This is a genomic window from Paenibacillus sp. FSL H3-0286 (assembly GCF_045040705.1).
GTDB classification, from domain to species: domain Bacteria; phylum Bacillota; class Bacilli; order Paenibacillales; family Paenibacillaceae; genus Paenibacillus_AQ; species Paenibacillus_AQ odorifer.
In genome coordinates this window covers 3,157,701-3,173,017 of sequence record NZ_CP150285.1, presented here as the reverse complement: position 1 = coordinate 3,173,017, position 15,317 = coordinate 3,157,701, and the positions used below count along the sequence as shown (strand labels likewise).

General features: G+C 45.4%; 16 protein-coding genes. 9 read left to right on the top strand and 7 right to left on the bottom strand.

Going from position 1 to position 15,317, the window contains the following annotated elements; genetic code table 11:
* The first annotated feature begins 42 nt into the window (after positions 1-42).
* Positions 43-879, top strand: a complete 837-nt coding sequence (locus MHB37_RS14255; RefSeq protein WP_340394164.1) for a sulfurtransferase — start codon at positions 43-45, stop codon at positions 877-879.
* A gap of 209 nt (positions 880-1,088) precedes the next feature.
* Here the strand turns inward: MHB37_RS14255 and MHB37_RS14250 are convergent, their stop codons facing one another.
* On the bottom strand, positions 1,089-1,781 hold the full coding sequence (locus MHB37_RS14250) for a Crp/Fnr family transcriptional regulator (protein WP_076126085.1): 693 nt from the start codon (positions 1,779-1,781) through the stop codon (positions 1,089-1,091).
* Between the two features lie 171 nt (positions 1,782-1,952).
* Between MHB37_RS14250 and MHB37_RS14245 the strand changes: the two genes are divergently transcribed.
* From MHB37_RS14245 to MHB37_RS14220, 6 genes are all read left to right on the top strand, one after another.
* Positions 1,953-2,291 (top strand): cupin domain-containing protein, encoded by a 339-nt coding sequence (locus MHB37_RS14245; RefSeq protein WP_076126083.1) that lies wholly within the window; start codon positions 1,953-1,955, stop codon positions 2,289-2,291.
* 16 nt (positions 2,292-2,307) lie between these two features.
* Entirely contained in the window at positions 2,308-2,655 is a 348-nt protein-coding gene (locus MHB37_RS14240) for a cupin domain-containing protein (protein ID WP_076189939.1), read from the top strand.
* A 13-nt stretch (positions 2,656-2,668) separates the two neighbouring features.
* Complete coding sequence (locus tag MHB37_RS14235) at positions 2,669-3,424, top strand: class I SAM-dependent methyltransferase (protein WP_340394160.1); 756 nt, start codon at positions 2,669-2,671, stop codon at positions 3,422-3,424.
* A 125-nt stretch (positions 3,425-3,549) separates the two neighbouring features.
* A complete protein-coding gene (locus tag MHB37_RS14230) occupies positions 3,550-4,569 on the top strand; it encodes an ABC transporter substrate-binding protein (protein WP_076308089.1) in 1,020 nt (339 codons plus the stop codon).
* Positions 4,541-5,302 carry an ABC transporter permease gene (locus MHB37_RS14225; protein ID WP_076126075.1) on the top strand — a complete coding sequence of 254 codons (762 nt, stop codon included), beginning with the start codon at positions 4,541-4,543 and terminating at the stop codon, positions 5,300-5,302. The genes MHB37_RS14230 and MHB37_RS14225 overlap by 29 nt, the downstream gene beginning before the upstream one ends.
* An 11-nt stretch (positions 5,303-5,313) precedes the next feature.
* Complete coding sequence (locus tag MHB37_RS14220; RefSeq protein WP_076126073.1) at positions 5,314-6,021, top strand: ABC transporter ATP-binding protein; 708 nt, start codon at positions 5,314-5,316, stop codon at positions 6,019-6,021.
* A gap of 116 nt (positions 6,022-6,137) precedes the next feature.
* Here the strand turns inward: MHB37_RS14220 and MHB37_RS14215 are convergent, their stop codons facing one another.
* Entirely contained in the window at positions 6,138-6,605 is a 468-nt protein-coding gene (locus MHB37_RS14215; protein WP_076126071.1) for a hypothetical protein, read from the bottom strand.
* 84 nt (positions 6,606-6,689) lie between these two features.
* Here MHB37_RS14215 and MHB37_RS14210 point away from each other — a divergent pair, with 84 nt between their 5' ends.
* Positions 6,690-7,070 carry a hypothetical protein gene (locus tag MHB37_RS14210; protein ID WP_076126069.1) on the top strand — a complete coding sequence of 127 codons (381 nt, stop codon included), beginning with the start codon at positions 6,690-6,692 and terminating at the stop codon, positions 7,068-7,070.
* Here the strand turns inward: MHB37_RS14210 and MHB37_RS14205 are convergent, their stop codons facing one another.
* From MHB37_RS14205 to MHB37_RS14195, 3 genes are all read right to left on the bottom strand, one after another.
* Positions 7,071-7,529 carry a hypothetical protein gene (locus tag MHB37_RS14205; protein WP_076126068.1) on the bottom strand — a complete coding sequence of 153 codons (459 nt, stop codon included), beginning with the start codon at positions 7,527-7,529 and terminating at the stop codon, positions 7,071-7,073. It lies immediately after the preceding gene.
* 113 nt (positions 7,530-7,642) lie between these two features.
* Positions 7,643-7,828: a hypothetical protein gene (locus MHB37_RS14200; protein ID WP_076280764.1), complete on the bottom strand. Its 186-nt coding sequence runs from the start codon at positions 7,826-7,828 to the stop codon at positions 7,643-7,645.
* A 212-nt stretch (positions 7,829-8,040) separates the two neighbouring features.
* Positions 8,041-9,996: an AraC family transcriptional regulator gene (locus tag MHB37_RS14195; protein WP_341144221.1), complete on the bottom strand. Its 1,956-nt coding sequence runs from the start codon at positions 9,994-9,996 to the stop codon at positions 8,041-8,043.
* 374 nt (positions 9,997-10,370) lie between these two features.
* On the opposite strand from MHB37_RS14195, the gene MHB37_RS14190 reads away from it, so the two are divergent.
* Complete coding sequence (locus tag MHB37_RS14190; protein ID WP_405169519.1) at positions 10,371-12,434, top strand: methyl-accepting chemotaxis protein; 2,064 nt, start codon at positions 10,371-10,373, stop codon at positions 12,432-12,434.
* 165 nt (positions 12,435-12,599) lie between these two features.
* Here MHB37_RS14190 and MHB37_RS14185 read toward each other — a convergent pair whose 3' ends face one another.
* Together MHB37_RS14185 and MHB37_RS14180 are read right to left on the bottom strand one after the other, a co-directional pair.
* Positions 12,600-14,840 (bottom strand): M56 family metallopeptidase, encoded by a 2,241-nt coding sequence (locus MHB37_RS14185; protein ID WP_280752808.1) that lies wholly within the window; start codon positions 14,838-14,840, stop codon positions 12,600-12,602.
* 5 nt (positions 14,841-14,845) lie between these two features.
* Positions 14,846-15,223, bottom strand: coding sequence for a BlaI/MecI/CopY family transcriptional regulator (locus MHB37_RS14180; protein WP_076189933.1), 378 nt, complete (start codon positions 15,221-15,223; stop codon positions 14,846-14,848).
* Between the last annotated feature and the right edge of the window lie 94 nt (positions 15,224-15,317).

Genomic DNA, 15,317 nt, shown 5'->3' with positions numbered 1-15,317 from the left:
ATAATGACTCCATACATATTAAACAGGAAAGAAGGCTACTTTATGGAACCGATCGTTTCTACTCGATGGCTGCTTGCTCGGTTATACGAGCCTGAACTTGTTATAGTCGATTGCCGTTTTTTACTCACGGATCCGGAAGCTGGGCGTAAAGCCTATACGGAAGATCATATTCCCGGAGCACTTTATCTACATCTGGAAGAACAGCTTTCCGCTCCAGTAAGCGCACACGGTGGACGCCACCCACTGCCTGAGATCTCGAAGCTAACCACCGTTCTTAGCAAGGTTGGCATTAACAGAGATAGCATTGTCGTTGCTTATGATGATCAAGGTGGAGCTTACGCTTCCCGTTTATGGTGGATGCTCAGTTATTTAGGGCATGAACGTGTGTATGTAATGGATGAAGGCTACTCTGCTTGGAAAAATGGTAAATTTCCCGTCAGTGATCATCAAGCGGTTAGGATTCCTAGCCAGTATGAAGCAGATGTTCAGAAGAAGATGCTTGTTAGCATGGAAGATGTGCAAAATGTAGTTAACGACGGTGGCGCACTATTGATGGATTCCCGCGAGTCCCGCCGCTATGAAGGACTTGAAGAACCCATTGATCCGAAGGCAGGTCATATTCCCGGAGCGATCAATAAGTTCTGGAAGGATGTACTGGATGAGCAAGGGCGCTGGAAATCAACTGAGGTGCTGAAAGAGCATTATGAAGGAATTAATCCTGAGCAAGAAATTATCGTGTACTGCGGTTCAGGCGTAAGTGCCTGCCCAAATGTGCTCGCACTAGGCAAAGCCGGGTACAAGAATGTGAAGCTGTATGCAGGAAGCTGGAGTGATTGGATTTCATATGAGGAGAATCCGGTGGCTACTGGAGGAGAGTAAAATACAAGAGCCCGCGTCCGACGCGGGCTCTTGTATTTATGAGTAACTCCGATAGATAGCTAAAATCAACAAATCAAAACTCAAGTCAACAGTTAGCTAACTTTAACTACGTCTTTTATGCTGTTTAGATCGGTCAAATCCTTTCCCAATGCGCTTTCTAGCTGATTATTCCCTCTGTTTACTCCTTTTCAATGTTTGGAGAAATTATTCTAAAAATCGCTGATCCGCAGCTGATTCTCCGCGTCCAACAGCTCGAATTGATTTCGATTAAACCGGATCAGCCCGTCCTGTGCCATTCGCTGCAGTTCTCTGGACAAGGCGCTGCGGTCAACAGTCAAATAATCAGCCAGGTCGCTGCGGGTAAACGGAATTTCAAAACAGGCGGAATTGTTTTTTTTGGTCTGGAGGGCCAAATAATGCAGGATACGGTCCCGCAGCGATTTGTGGGAGACCAGATCCAGCTTTTGATAGATAGACCGGTTGTTCTCAAGCAGCAGGGCCAACATATTCTCAATGATCCGTCCCCTTAAATGGCAAGTGTCCTGGCCGGGCCGGACGATTTTATTTATTTTGATAAACAGAATCCGGCATTCCGATCCCGCCACCGCTTCATAGCCGCTGTGCTCTTGGACAAGGCGAAGCGCCGTTTCGCCAAAGATTTCTCCATCCCCGAGTTCCGAGAAAATAAATCTCATGCCTGAGATATTATCTTTGCACAGCAAAACATTGCCATGGATAATAATGCCCACCGAATCCAGAATATCGTCTTTTCTAAAAACAACCTCCTTCCGCGCAAAATCCTTGATTGTGCCCTGCAGGCAGCTCAGTGCTTGCTGCACCTCCCGGTCCGCGAATCCCTTAAACAAAGTGGTGCTCTGTATCCTGCTCAGATATTTCTGCAATTTTCTCAGCCTCCTGTTGCCATGGCAACAGAGTCATGATGAATACTCTGCTACAATAAAATAAATGAGAATAATTCTCATTAGTCATTCTCATTATATCAAATTGCAGGAATCATTCAATCAAGCAATTTGGAAATAATCAAAACACTGTACTTTGAACAGGGGGATCGTATGAGTGGAATTACAGCAGGCAAGGTATTTTTCTTAACAGATATGATCAGCGTCAAGCCGCACCGGATTGCGAGCCGAACGCTGTCATTACCCGTAGCTGCAGCCGAAACAGCAGCACAACCGGAATGGGTATTGTATGCCATGGATCAGGAGGAGACTATCAGTTCGGAGACCTCCCCCAAATCTAAAATCATCCATGTGCTGGAAGGCGAGCTTCATCTGCTGGTGGCGGCAGAGCCCTATCAATTGACAGCCGGCGCATCTGTTATCGTCCCAGCGGGCACATGGCATGATTATTCCGCCCACAGCAGCTGCAAATTTTTGCAAATCAGTATATAAAACGGAGGTATTCAAAATGGAAACAGGTTTATTTATTAAAAAACTGCCGCAATCCGCAGTCATAGATTTGAAAGAAATCATCACAATAGAGGAACAGCAGGTTTCCAGTCTGACCCTTGTACAGCGGCCAAATCTGGCAATGACCTTACTTTCGCTGGATAAAGGCTCGTCGATTGGGGGCCATTCTTCCCCGGGCGATGCCATGGTCAACATTTTGTCCGGGCAAGCGGAAATTACAATTGGAGAAGATAACTACACAGTTCATGCGGGGGAGACCCTAGTTATGCCGGCCAATATTCCGCATGCCCTATACGCAACAGAAGCGTTTCAGATGCTTCTGGTTGTAGTCAAGCCGGATAAGTAATGGGGTGAATGCGATGAAAAAGGAAGTAGGCCATAATTTTTTGGCGCGGCTGGGAAAAAAACGTTTGCGGCCCGGCGGCGTTGCAGCAACCAACTGGCTGATCCAGCAAGCCAATCTGAGTACGGACAGCCAGGTTTTGGAGGTAGCCTGCAATATGTGCACCACCTCCATTCAACTGGCCGGGAAATACCACTGTCAAATTACCGGCATTGATATGGACCCGCGGGCGCTGGAAAAAGCAAACCGAAATATTAAAAATGCCAATCTGGAAAACTATATCCATGTCCGGCAAGGCAATGCGATGAAGCTCCCTTTTGAGAATGAGAGCTTTGACGTTGTCATTAATGAAGCCATGCTCACGATGCTTAACCAGCCTGCGAAGGAAAAGGCAGTCGCCGAATACTATCGGGTACTAAAGCCTGGCGGCATTCTGCTAACACATGATATTACCTTTGCCAAGGAAAATATGGAAGAACATCTAGCCGAGCTTCGCCGCACCATTCACATCAATGTCGAGCCGCTGTCTGTTGGGCATTGGGCGGGATTGTTCCACTCCGCAGGCTTTAAGCAAGTAGACAATGCTACCGGTCCCATGTCCTTAATGAGTATCAATGGACTCATTCGCGATGAAGGGGTTATCGGGGCGCTGCGTATTGTGAAAAACGGGCTCAAGAAAGAGAACCGGGAACAGTTCAAAAAGATGTTTACCTTTTTTAATACGACGGGTAAAGATCTGAATTATATTGCCGTTTGCAGCAGCAAAAAATAGTTGGGCGCAGGCCTATCATGTCTTATGATAGGTTTTTATTTTCACTGTAATTGAGAATAATTATCAATAAAATTCATCAATATTACCATCTAGCTGTCAAAATAACCGCTTGAAAGGAACTCACGATGAAAGCTAAATCTGTTTATGCCTTGTGCCTCAGTTTACTGTTAAGTTTATTTTTTATGTTAAGTGCCTGTTCGCAACAAAAAAATGAAAATTCGCCCAAATCCGCCGCTCCCTCCGCTGGCCCGGCAGAAACACTGAATATCACGGTCGGCGGCCCTCCTTCTCCGCCTTCTCTGCCTATTCTGAGGCTAATTGAATCCAAGGCGTTGGGAGAATCGGTCAACATCGAGTTCAAAACCTGGGAGTCCATCGACACGCTGACCGCGCTGGCTAAGGACAATCAAGTAAGCTTCTTAGCTCTGCCGCTGAACAATGCCGTCGTGATGTATAACAAGGGAATGGATCTTTCCTTGATGAATGTGAATACCTGGTCAGTGATGAGCATGATTACAACAGATCCGTCCATCCAGAGCTGGGAGGATCTTAAAGGAAAAACGCTGTATGTGCCTATGAAATCCTCGCCTGTCGATTATATTACGCAGACCTTTTTGAAGCATAACGGACTGGAGCCAGGGAAAGACATCACATTGCATTACACCCAGCTGGCTGAGGGAGCTCAGCTGTTGTTATCCGGCAAGGCCTCCACAATTGTGAGCATTCAGCCGCAAATTACCGCGATACAAATGAAAAATGATCAGGTGCGCACGATCGTGGATTACAAAAAGGAATGGCAGCAGGTTACCAAATTAAACACCGATCTGCCCAACGCCGGACTCGCAACCAAGCAGTCAGTAATTGCCAGCCAGCCGGAACTGGTCGCCCGCTTCCAGGAAGCATATCAAAAAGCGCTGCAATGGACGCTGGACAACCCCAAAGAGGCGGCTCAGTTGGCCAACAAGTATTTCAAGCTGGATGCCGGTGTGGTTGAGAAAGCGATTCCGCATATGGCGCTGGATTTCGCCTCCGCTTCCGAGAGCAAAGAGGTTCTGTCAACGTATTACCAGACGCTGATGAATTACAGCAAGGACAGCATTGGAGGCAAGCTTCCCGATGAACAGTTCTATTATCAGCCTAAGTAAAAAAGCCATATCCCTGTTGGGCATTGCCTTGCTGTGGCAGCTTGTAGCTATGCAGATGGACCCTTTTGTCCTGCCTGGCCCGCTGGAGACGATGCGCACGGTCCTGAGCTATTTCGGTGATCCGGAGTTTTATTATGCAGTTTATCGCACGCTGCTCAAGCTGCTGATCGGCATGGTCTGCGTTCTGCTGCTGGGCGGCTGTCTGGGGCTGCTGCTTGGACTTTATCCGCGTTGGAAGCCTTATCTGGAACCAGTCATCGATATAATGCAATCCGTGCCGCCGATCGCCTGGCTGGGCATCGCGATCATTTGGTTTGGGCTTACGGATCTGCCTGCAATTTTTATTATCGTGTTGTCCACTACACCGGTTTTGGTGGTCAATCTGTACGAGGGATTTGCGGCGATCGATGGCAAATTGATGCGGATGGCCAAGGTCTATCATGTGCCCGGCAATAAGATTCTCCGGCATATCATATTGCCTTCGCTCAAAAGTTATCTGAAATCAGGCATGATCACCTCAGCGGGACTGGGCTGGAAGCTGGCCGTAATGGCGGAGCTGTTGACCTCCGTCGACGGGATCGGCAGCCTGCTGTCCGATGCCAGAACAAATCTGGAGACCGATCGCGTGTTTGCCCTGGCATTGTTTATGGCTATTTTCTGGAATGTGATCAAATCTTGCATTACATTTCTGTTCCGCAGCAGGGTAAGCCTGCCGACGCATTTGAATAAATAAGGGTGGGGCTTATGCTTATTACACTACAAGAAGTTTCCAAACGCTATTCGGGAGTTCCAATCCTGGAAAAAATCAGTCTTGAAATCCAGATGCCGAAAATCATTTGTATTCTAGGCCCTTCAGGTGCGGGAAAGACAACGTTGCTGAATATCCTGTCACAGTCCGAAAGCGCCGATTCCGGCAGGGTCACTGTGCATCCAGAGCTAAAGCTGTCCTATGTCTTTCAAGAGGATTGTTTGCTGCCGTGGTCTACAGTTGGTGAGAATATCAGCTTTGTTAAGGAGGCTTCTCCGACCTCTGCGTCGGAAATCGAAGCATTTTTGGAAGAGGTCGGGCTTGCTGCCTACAAGAATCATTATCCTCATCAGCTGTCAGGAGGCATGCGGCAGCGCTGCTCCATTGCCCGCGCTTTTTATCACGGCGGAAATATGCTGCTGATGGACGAGCCTTTTCACTCCCTGGACTATCATCTGCGGTTTGATTTAGTTCAGAAATTAATCGCATTGTGGGAGCGCAAGAAATGCGCCATCGTTTTTGTTACGCATGATATTGATGAAGCCCTGCTGTTGGGGGATGAAATTATGATCTTGTCCCGACATCCGGGCAGGATTGTAAAAATTATTGAAATTGATACTCCACAGCGCAGCCGTTCGCTGAAAGAGCTGAGCCTGCTGAAGATTCGCGCCGAAATTCTGGAGCAGCTGCTGACGGCACAGTAATTGCCTGAATGATGCAGAGCATTTCAAAAACAGGTATATAGAAAACGCGAGTCTGGGCGGCATTGCCCTGAACTCGCATTTTTGTGCTAAGTGATTCGGTTATGTATTTCTAGCGCCTATTTTGCCGGGTATCGTTTCAACTGCTGCTCAAACACGGTATTATAGTAAAATTTTCGCGGATAGGTATCCTCCTTCAACACCTTGTAAAGCACGGATTGACCTTCTTCATAACGGACCGCAAATTCACATTCATCATAAAAACGCCGGGACAGCTCACGGATATTGTCTTTCTCGGACGAACAGCGCCATCCGAAATAAATCATGTCTAGCTGGTCCAGCGGATCACGGTAAGTGTCGAGGACAATACAAGCGTTTGGTTGCTCTGGATTGCTGTAAACGAGCACATGTCCGGTGTGAACAGGGTTGGCAAAAAAATGTTCATAAATCTCCGCAACGGGTACTGTAATACCCAATTGATCCATGATGATCTGAAAATTCGGGTGCGGAATATAGGTATCACTCTGCTCATCCGGGTACTCCACCAATTCTGTAATGGATGCCATGACCCCAAATTCATACTTCATATAAACATCCTTCCTGTTGATTGCTTGAAAAATATCCCTATGCTTGCTATGATAACAAAATTATTAGGATGAGAGGCGATTTTCATGAAAAAAAAGCTGCGTTCTATCACGCTCAGGGAACTGGAATACAGCTATATATTGGGCATGAGAATCCATGACGAACGGAGTCTGCTTGAATTAAAGATTTATCATAAAAATGTAAAGCTCCACCCCCTCCGCATCCAACTCCTAACATGGGATGATCCTATTGCCGGTTGTCCGCTAAATACAGGCTATCTGCTGCAAAACCATAAAAAGGGTTTTGAAGATGTCTATAATCTAAATCATCCACAGCGTATCCGCGAATGGATCGAATATGGAACGGCTAAAGGCTGGGACGGCACCCGGACAATAGAGATCATAAATGGATTGGATGCTATGCAGGAAATGGGCTATGATATTACTTCATTGCGCACCTCTATATAATCAGTCAAAAACCTGTTCCAGTGCTTGCGGATAATAAGGGCTGATAATTTTATAGGCATTCAAGTGAGGATTGCTTAAATCATTATCATAAATGATCATATGCTGTCTGCTTTTTAAAATAATATCAAATCGTTGCTTGCAGTCAGCCTGAACTATCGTAATATAATAGCTAAAGTTTTTGTCAGAACTGACATTTCGGGCCGATTTCATTAATTGAACATGAGAGAAATCAGCAAAAATCCGCTCAATAACAGCAGGATCAGTTATAATGATGTCTTTCTTTTCACCGGGAACTGAAGACAATCGCGAGATTTCTAGAGAGGCGATTTCTTCCAAACGGATGGTATTGGCTACGATTCGTTTAAACGAAGTATAGCGGCTTGCTGTATAGGCCATCAAAGAGACACCTACCCCTGTCAGAAGCGCACCGACAAGCATATATTTTCTATTTTTATCCATTTCCCCATTCCTCCCAGTAATACGATTAAGTAAACTACAATTATAAAACTATATAGACACCGGTGCAAATTCAGAAACATAAAGTTCAAACGGTACAAAAGGGCGGCGAGCTCCTAATCCTCAAGCTCGTCCAGCTTCGCTTCCAATTCAGCCAGCTTACAATTCGCTTGATCCAATATTTCTTGAAGCTTTGCAGCTTCTGCTCGTTTTATTTCTTTTTTAACGGCCTTAATCTGCTGCTCCAAATAAAGAATATCGGCTTCATTTCCTGAGTTGTTCCAGATCTGTGAGTAAGTCATAGTCAGCCTCCGTTTATCTATGTCGACGATTCAATCATAACCCGCATTCCACTTCTTCAGATTAATCGATGCTACTCTTGGAGTCTAGCTAATCAACAAAAAACAATGACCGATTACTATTCTATATTCAACCCTCTTTACTTTATAAACAAAATAAAGAAGCAGCGAGTTCCTCCTCTGCTTCTTTGTTGCGGATTAACCTGAGATCTCATTTATTTAGCCAGCAGTTTAGGGAACTCATCCAGCAGCATGCTGCTGGTCAACATATCGTCATAATTCCATTTAGTCTCCACAAAAGTAACTTTTCCGCTCTTTACAGCAGGGAGCGAGCTCCACAACGCAGTTTTCATTAACTCATTAAAGGAATTTTCCGCATCAGCATTGGCCGGATAGATGACAAACAAATGGTCACCAATAAGCATCTTATGCATTAGCTCAGGGGAGACCTCAATATAGGGTGCACCTTCTGCCGGCTCGATTTCCTTCACTGCCTCGGACATTTTGTAGCCCTGCGGCTGATACAGCAGTGCAGGAATACCACCAGTTTTCATCAAATACATTGTCTTGTTCCAATAATAAATCAGCACTACCGCTGTTTCTCCTTCGGCAAGTTTGCCTTCCTGACGCAATCCGCTCCACATATTCTCGGCCTTGCGATTATATTCGGACAACAGTTGCTCTGCTTCAGCCTTTTTACCCACTATCTCACCAATGACAGGCAGACGCTCAGACAAGGGTTTACTCTGGTCAAATACAACAGTAGGTGATATTTTGGACACTTCTTCATATTGTTTGTCCATCACATAACCCAGCATTGTCAAATCCGGTTCCAGATCCAAAACAAGTTCCAGATTTGTAGGAAATCCAATATCCTGTGCCGGGGTTGTCTCCTTATCCAAATAGACTGATTCTTCAATAAACCGGCGGTCGACACCGACCGGCTGAATCCCGAGTGCCAGCAGGTCTCCGATCGAATTACCTTGCAGCACAATCCGCTGTGGACGCTCTGGAATATCAACCTCATGCCCCTGACTGTCTTTATATACTCTTGTAGATTTTAAATTGGTGGCTGAGTCCGGTGGACTTGTCTCTGTTTGCACAGAGGATACCGGACTAGGGCCAGCATTCACAGAATTAACAGGACTGTTCCCTGAAGAACAAGCACTAAGCATTAAAACCAGACATAACAGCATCGCTGCTCCCATTGACATTTTTGTATTTCTAACCATCGGTAAATCCCCTTTTCTTCTATATTGATAATGATTATCATGATCATTAACAATATAACTTGGCTCAGCCCATCCTGCATTAGACAATCTTAGCCTGATTTTAGGACGATCTGATCCTTTGGCAGAGCCTAGGGCCAATGACTTAAAATTACCCGGAGTCACACCGGTTGTTTTCTTGAAAATACGGATGAAATAGGACAGGTCCGTGTACCCCACTCCGGCGGCAACCTCCTGTAATGATGCATCGGTATTTAGCATCAGTTCCTGCGCCTTATCTATTCGCGTCCGAATAAGAAAATCAATCAGACTGGTACCCGTCTTGCTTTTAAACTGCTTCGCCACATAGGCCACACTATAATTAAGCTGCTCTGCAATAGAGGATAAGGTAATAGGCTGACTGTAATATTCTCGTATGTATCGAACTGCTTGCTCCACCAGATCCGGCTTGACGGAATAGACTCCATATGCCTGTCTCTGCCGCTCAACTTCGTAGACAAATTGATAAAGCATTGCTTTGATCTGAATCCGTTCAAGTGAACTTGAGTCCAGCCATTTCCGGTGCATCTCCTTTACTTGTGACAGCAAAGCCACTGGAGCATTCGGAGCAAATTCATATTGTTTTTGAAAAGGACTGTTTCTTTCAAAAAGTCTACGTACACCTGATCCGGACGTTAGCGAAAGTGAGGCTTTATAGAAAATAAAATAAAACTCCATTTCCTCCCTGACCCAATCAATATCCAGTTGCCCTCCTTTTCCGCTGTGTAGGATATGAAAACGTTCTGCAGCATGTTTATTTCCATTGAGCCGAAAAACCACGTTGCCGCGAACCATATATAAAAAACCTGCAGCCGGGAACCTATAGGAGTTCAGCTTGTCTCCTGCCTTAAACAACATATGGCGAATATCAATCAGCCGGATATGTGCATAATCCCAGAGCATCAAATTATCATCAGCATTTAAAATCTTTACTCGCCTCCTTCCTATCGGAAGTATAATTGATAATCATTATCAACCGCAAGAGCTGGAAGCAATCTACAAACAAGAAGTCTGATAAAGGCAGTTAAGCATCACCTAAAAAAACAACAGTTCGCCTTTAATCAGTAGATGCAATGTGCCAAGCTACAGGCTAATTGTTAAGATCTCCCTCTCCCCCCACCATCTTGAAATCCCGCACCAGTCAAGGATTTATTCTGTGCATCATCCATTTTAATTTAATTTTTTCATTCTCAAAATTACTATTTCGAAAATCTCACTATCTTCCGATATGTTCTTATGAGCTATTTGCTCAGAGACAACTTGGGGGAGATGGTAGCATGTTACAACAACTAAAAAAAAGGCGGTTTGGTTCATCAAGCATAGCAAATACTTTGTCCATTGTACTTTTAGTTATTATTGTTGTCGTCTTCTCAATCTTGGGAACCTTTATGTTTTCCAGCACTCGCAGCATACTTGTGAAACAACAAGAATCTATGCTTCAGACCAAAACACAGGCACTTGTCAGTCAATTTGATGCACTATTTAAGGAAAAGGGTTCACTGGTCAAGCAAATGTCAACGAATAACTTATTCAAACAATACATCGAAACCACCGAAGCTCCTGAAATGGCCAAGACTTCTCCGCATGCCGCTGAAGTAGCAAAGACACTAGCTGACATAGTAAAGGTGGAACCCACTTTTGCAGATGCATGGATTGCGAGTACTGCCGGCAAAGGTTTTTATATCCTCAACAATGGTACGACATCAGATGCTGCTTTTAACATTAAAGAACGGCCGTATTATAAGCCAGCAGTCGAAGCAGACGGCCTGTACTACTCCGATCCTTATATTGACATCACTACAGGTGATATGCTGATGGGTATTTTCTATCCGATAAAAAATGACAACAATACATTAATCGGTTTTGTCGCGGTTGATATAGCGTCTAAAAATATCCCTGAGATAATGGAAAGCTATAAGCTAGGCAGCACAGGTTATTCCATTCTCGCCTCCAAAACAGGTGATATTCTGTATCACCCAGACCAGTCTAAGGTCACAAAGGAAAAGATTAATGAGCTGCCAGGTGATCTTGGGGGAATCGGCAAGAAAATGATCGCTGGTGAATCCGGCGTACATCTGATTAATGACAACGGAGAACGCCGTTACATCGGCTATGCTACAAGTAAAGATACCGGCTGGTCCGTAGGTTTAACTATTTCAGAGCGGGAAGTGCTTTCCGAATTAAAAAAGTTCACCTGGATTACGATTGGCGGGTTTGTTGCAGCGGCGATTCTGCTCGTTCTATTTTCGTATATCACACTCCGTTATCTGCTCAGATCCATACCGAAGCTGCTTACCAAAATCAAACGGGTGGAAAATGGGGATTTGACGGTTCAATTTGATGCCTATTCCAACAACGAAATTGGACAAATCTCCAACGGAATATTCAACATGGTCCAGAAAATTCAAGGGATGCTCCAAATAGTGGGTACCTCCGCTCAGGTATTAAACCAGTCCTCAAAGGATCTGCAATCTATTTCTTCCCGCACAGCTATAACGATGAACGATACAGCCACAGCCATTAATGAGATTGCGAATGCAACCAACTATCAGTCGATCGAAACGGATACGATTTTGCAAAAAACCGGATCATTATCTGGTCAAATTGACGAAATCGCTAATGATGCCATAGCCATAGAGACGATGGTGCAGGCTTCTGCCGACCAGAGCGAACTGGGGTTGGGTGTATTAGATCAGTTATCAAAATGGGCAGAAGAAAATCATAACTCCACTCATTCGATATCGTCTGCCATCCATGATATTGATCAAAGCCGTCATGAAATTTCGAGCATCGTGGACACGGTACATCAAATCGCTACGCAAACCAATCTGCTGGCACTAAATGCTTCCATAGAAGCAGCACGTGCGGGAGAACAGGGACGCGGATTTGCCGTTGTTGCCGGAGAGGTTCGCAAGTTGGCGGAGCAGACTGCACAGGCTACACAGGAGATTGGCAGAAAGGTTCATGAAATCGAAGAGAAAACTAGAGCATCTGTGGAATACACAGCCCAAGGACTTGAAATTGCCGAAGAAAATGCAAAATCCGTGCAGGCTACGAAACAGGTATTCTTTAGCATCAACAGCGATTTGGAGGCTTTAAGATTACGTATGATTCAAATCAGCAGCAACACCTCCAAAGTCCATAAACACAAAGATGAAATCCTACAGGCACTCGAAATCATTTCTTCAACTACAGAAGAGAATTCCGCTTCAACGGAAGAAGTTAGCGCAAGTACGCAAGAACAATTGGACAGCATTGAACAGGTTGCCGAACTGTCCATGCAGCTCAATCAGTTGTCCAAAAAGCTTCAGGACGAATTAAACCAGTTCCAGGTCGAATAGTCCTTTAGTCATCCGTAATTTACACAGTCGTAAGACTGTCCTCCCTTCTAGAAAAATTAAGCAGCCAGTGCATGCCGATAATCTATCGGCACGTACTGGCTGCTTTTAGTTTCAATTCGCTAGTAATGGTCTCTTCAATAATACGGTACAGACCTTGAAACTTAACTATTGATACGGGTCAGGAATTTCCTCCCACTGACCAGTAAAGACGTCTACTTTAATCGTGAATTCCCTGCTTCCTTGCCTAACATCACTGAACAAATAACCATCCCCGATAAAGCCTGAAATCCAGTCCGTATCTGTTGGCTTGAAACCCTCTGTATCAAAGATAGGTTGGAGTAACTTATACAGTTCCTTCTGGTATTCTGTACCGTTAGAGATGTTCCACAGATCTATCGCTTCTCGGTTTACAAGACTTCTCAGTGGACTGCCAGAAGTTACGTCATGAACCGTTCCGGTAAGCGGATTTATTTTATAGCTATTGCCTTCCCCTACGCCATTCAGTGGATCTATATCCACCCTATACTGATCTCCGTCTTTGCTAAAGGTCCAACCACTTGCCGGAAGCTGTTTTTCCATCATGGACTTGATATCCTGTTCACTGAGTGGTGGAGATATAAACGATCCATAGTACATCTGTGCGCTCTCAATGGTCAGATTCTTCCCGTAAACGGCAATAACTTCGAGCGGAAACTCAGACATAGACGCCGCACCGGACATATGGGCTACAATTTGGTCATCTATCAGTTCGTATGAAACTATAGAGCCAAATCCGACCTTCTCTCCCCAAGCTCCCTCCGTGTAATCATACACTTTGGTCAAATGCTTTCCGTCCAGTTCAGCAGATACATAAGTGTGGTTATTTCGATGTGTAATGGATGATTTCAGCTTCTGATTCAACGTTTCGATCGGATCTTCGACCACAAGCTCTTCCAAGCTAGCAGGCTGGAGCACATGAATCTCACTCATAGAAAGTCCAGTACCCGTGCCGGTCGTAATGCGTATGAAAATTTCTTTAGTTCCATCTCCGTTCACATCTGCTTCTTCAATCAATGGAGGCCGAGTTTTATCTTCTCCTGCATTCCACAAGAACGTACGGCTTACTTCACCACGCACATCTACCGTGACTTTATGCAAAAGTGTATTCTCCCCAGTGGGATTAGCAGATACCGTGATTCCGTTTTTTTCCGCCAATAAAGTGCCTTTAACACTGGAAGCCGTTGTATTTTTATCCTGCACTTCTGCCTGAAAAGTAGCAGGAGCGCTCATTGCCGGAGCTGATGCAGAATTTAGCTTTGCTCCTGTAAGGGTACAGCCACTTAAGATCATAATTACAGCTAGGCCCAGCAGTGAGCTTTTTGCCGTAAATTTTTTGTGCCTGGTGATCATAATAATCCTTCTTTCCATTTCCTTTTTGCTGCTCGAAATGCCAGCTGTACCTGCCAACCGGATCGGATCGGGTAAGGTTTCTAACAATTCGAGAAGTGTCAAGGCATAACTTCTGTGGCAAGCTGGTTCAAGATGCTTCAAGGCCAGAGCATCACAGGCAACCTCTTGATCCTCTTTCATTTGGCGTACGGCATACCACAACAGAGGATTAAACCAATGCATGGCCAGCAGCAGACCTGTCAGCAGATTTAGCAAAATGTCATGGCGCTTCACATGTGCCAGCTCATGAAGGAATATATGACGGAGTCCGTTCGTCTCCAGAGTGTGTAAAGTAGAGGTGGGCAGCAGCAACTTGGGCCGCATAACGCCAAGTAGTGTCGGTACGGCAATCTGCTTCGTCCCGATCAGCTTGACTGGGCGACGCACCTGCATCTCCTGCTTACAGGATTCGAACAACCGTTGGATTTGTGAGGAATGGATCTCCGTTTCCTGTCGAACCCGTGCGGTAAATCGCAGTTGCGCTCGAACCGACAAGCCCAGCACCACCGCCGCTCCACCAAACCACACCAAAACCAGTACATGTATCAGCTCCCATCCTGAATCGGTCGCCCCGGAAGAACTGTCTATTTGCGGATTGACTTGTGCCACATCATCCGATGTCGATTCTCCCGGCAAAGGTCCAGTTTCTTCAATTCCAGTAACTGACGCCGGTTCCTCTTCCCCTCCGGTCAACTCTGGTACATAAGTAAAGCCAACTTCCGATTGCGCTGACGGAATAAAGGAACTCTGCGCCGCTTCTTTCTCCAGCGGCAACAGATTAAAAATACTAAATGTGCTTTCAGGTGCCCAAGGTATAGCCAGCCTCACGATCAATGGTATCCACAGAAGATACGTCCAAGTAGGTTTCAGACGATCCTTGAACAGGAAGCGGGTCAATAAGATCAGCAGAGCCAGCACGCTCGCCATGGCAGACAGCGACAATACCTTGACGAACAGATTGTATGCAGCTTCCAGCAAGAGGCTCAGTCCTTTCGTTCATCCAAAATTCTCTTCAGTTCTTCAATATCTTCCCGGGACAACTTTTCATCCTGCAAAAAATTGACCAACATCGGGCGCAGAGTTCCACCGTAGATCCGCTTCAGAAAGGATCTTGTCTCCGATTGGACACATTCCTCTTCCCGCACCAGCGGATAATAGGAATACACCCTACCTGTCTGGTTATAACCAATAGCCCGTTTCTCTGTCAGACGCTTAATCAACGTCCGTACCGTCTTTGGGTTCCAGTCCCTGTTGCCTTCTAGTGCTTCAACAATCTCACCTGCAGTGCGTGGGGCACTTGCCCACAGCACCTTCATCACTTCCCACTCGGCATCCGAGATCTTTGGAGTTTCCGTAGACATCATTCTATCCGCCTTTCTTTTCTCCGTATGACTACACTTGTAATCCAATATCCAAAATATACAAGTCAGCATCGTTTATGTCAACCCTAAACTC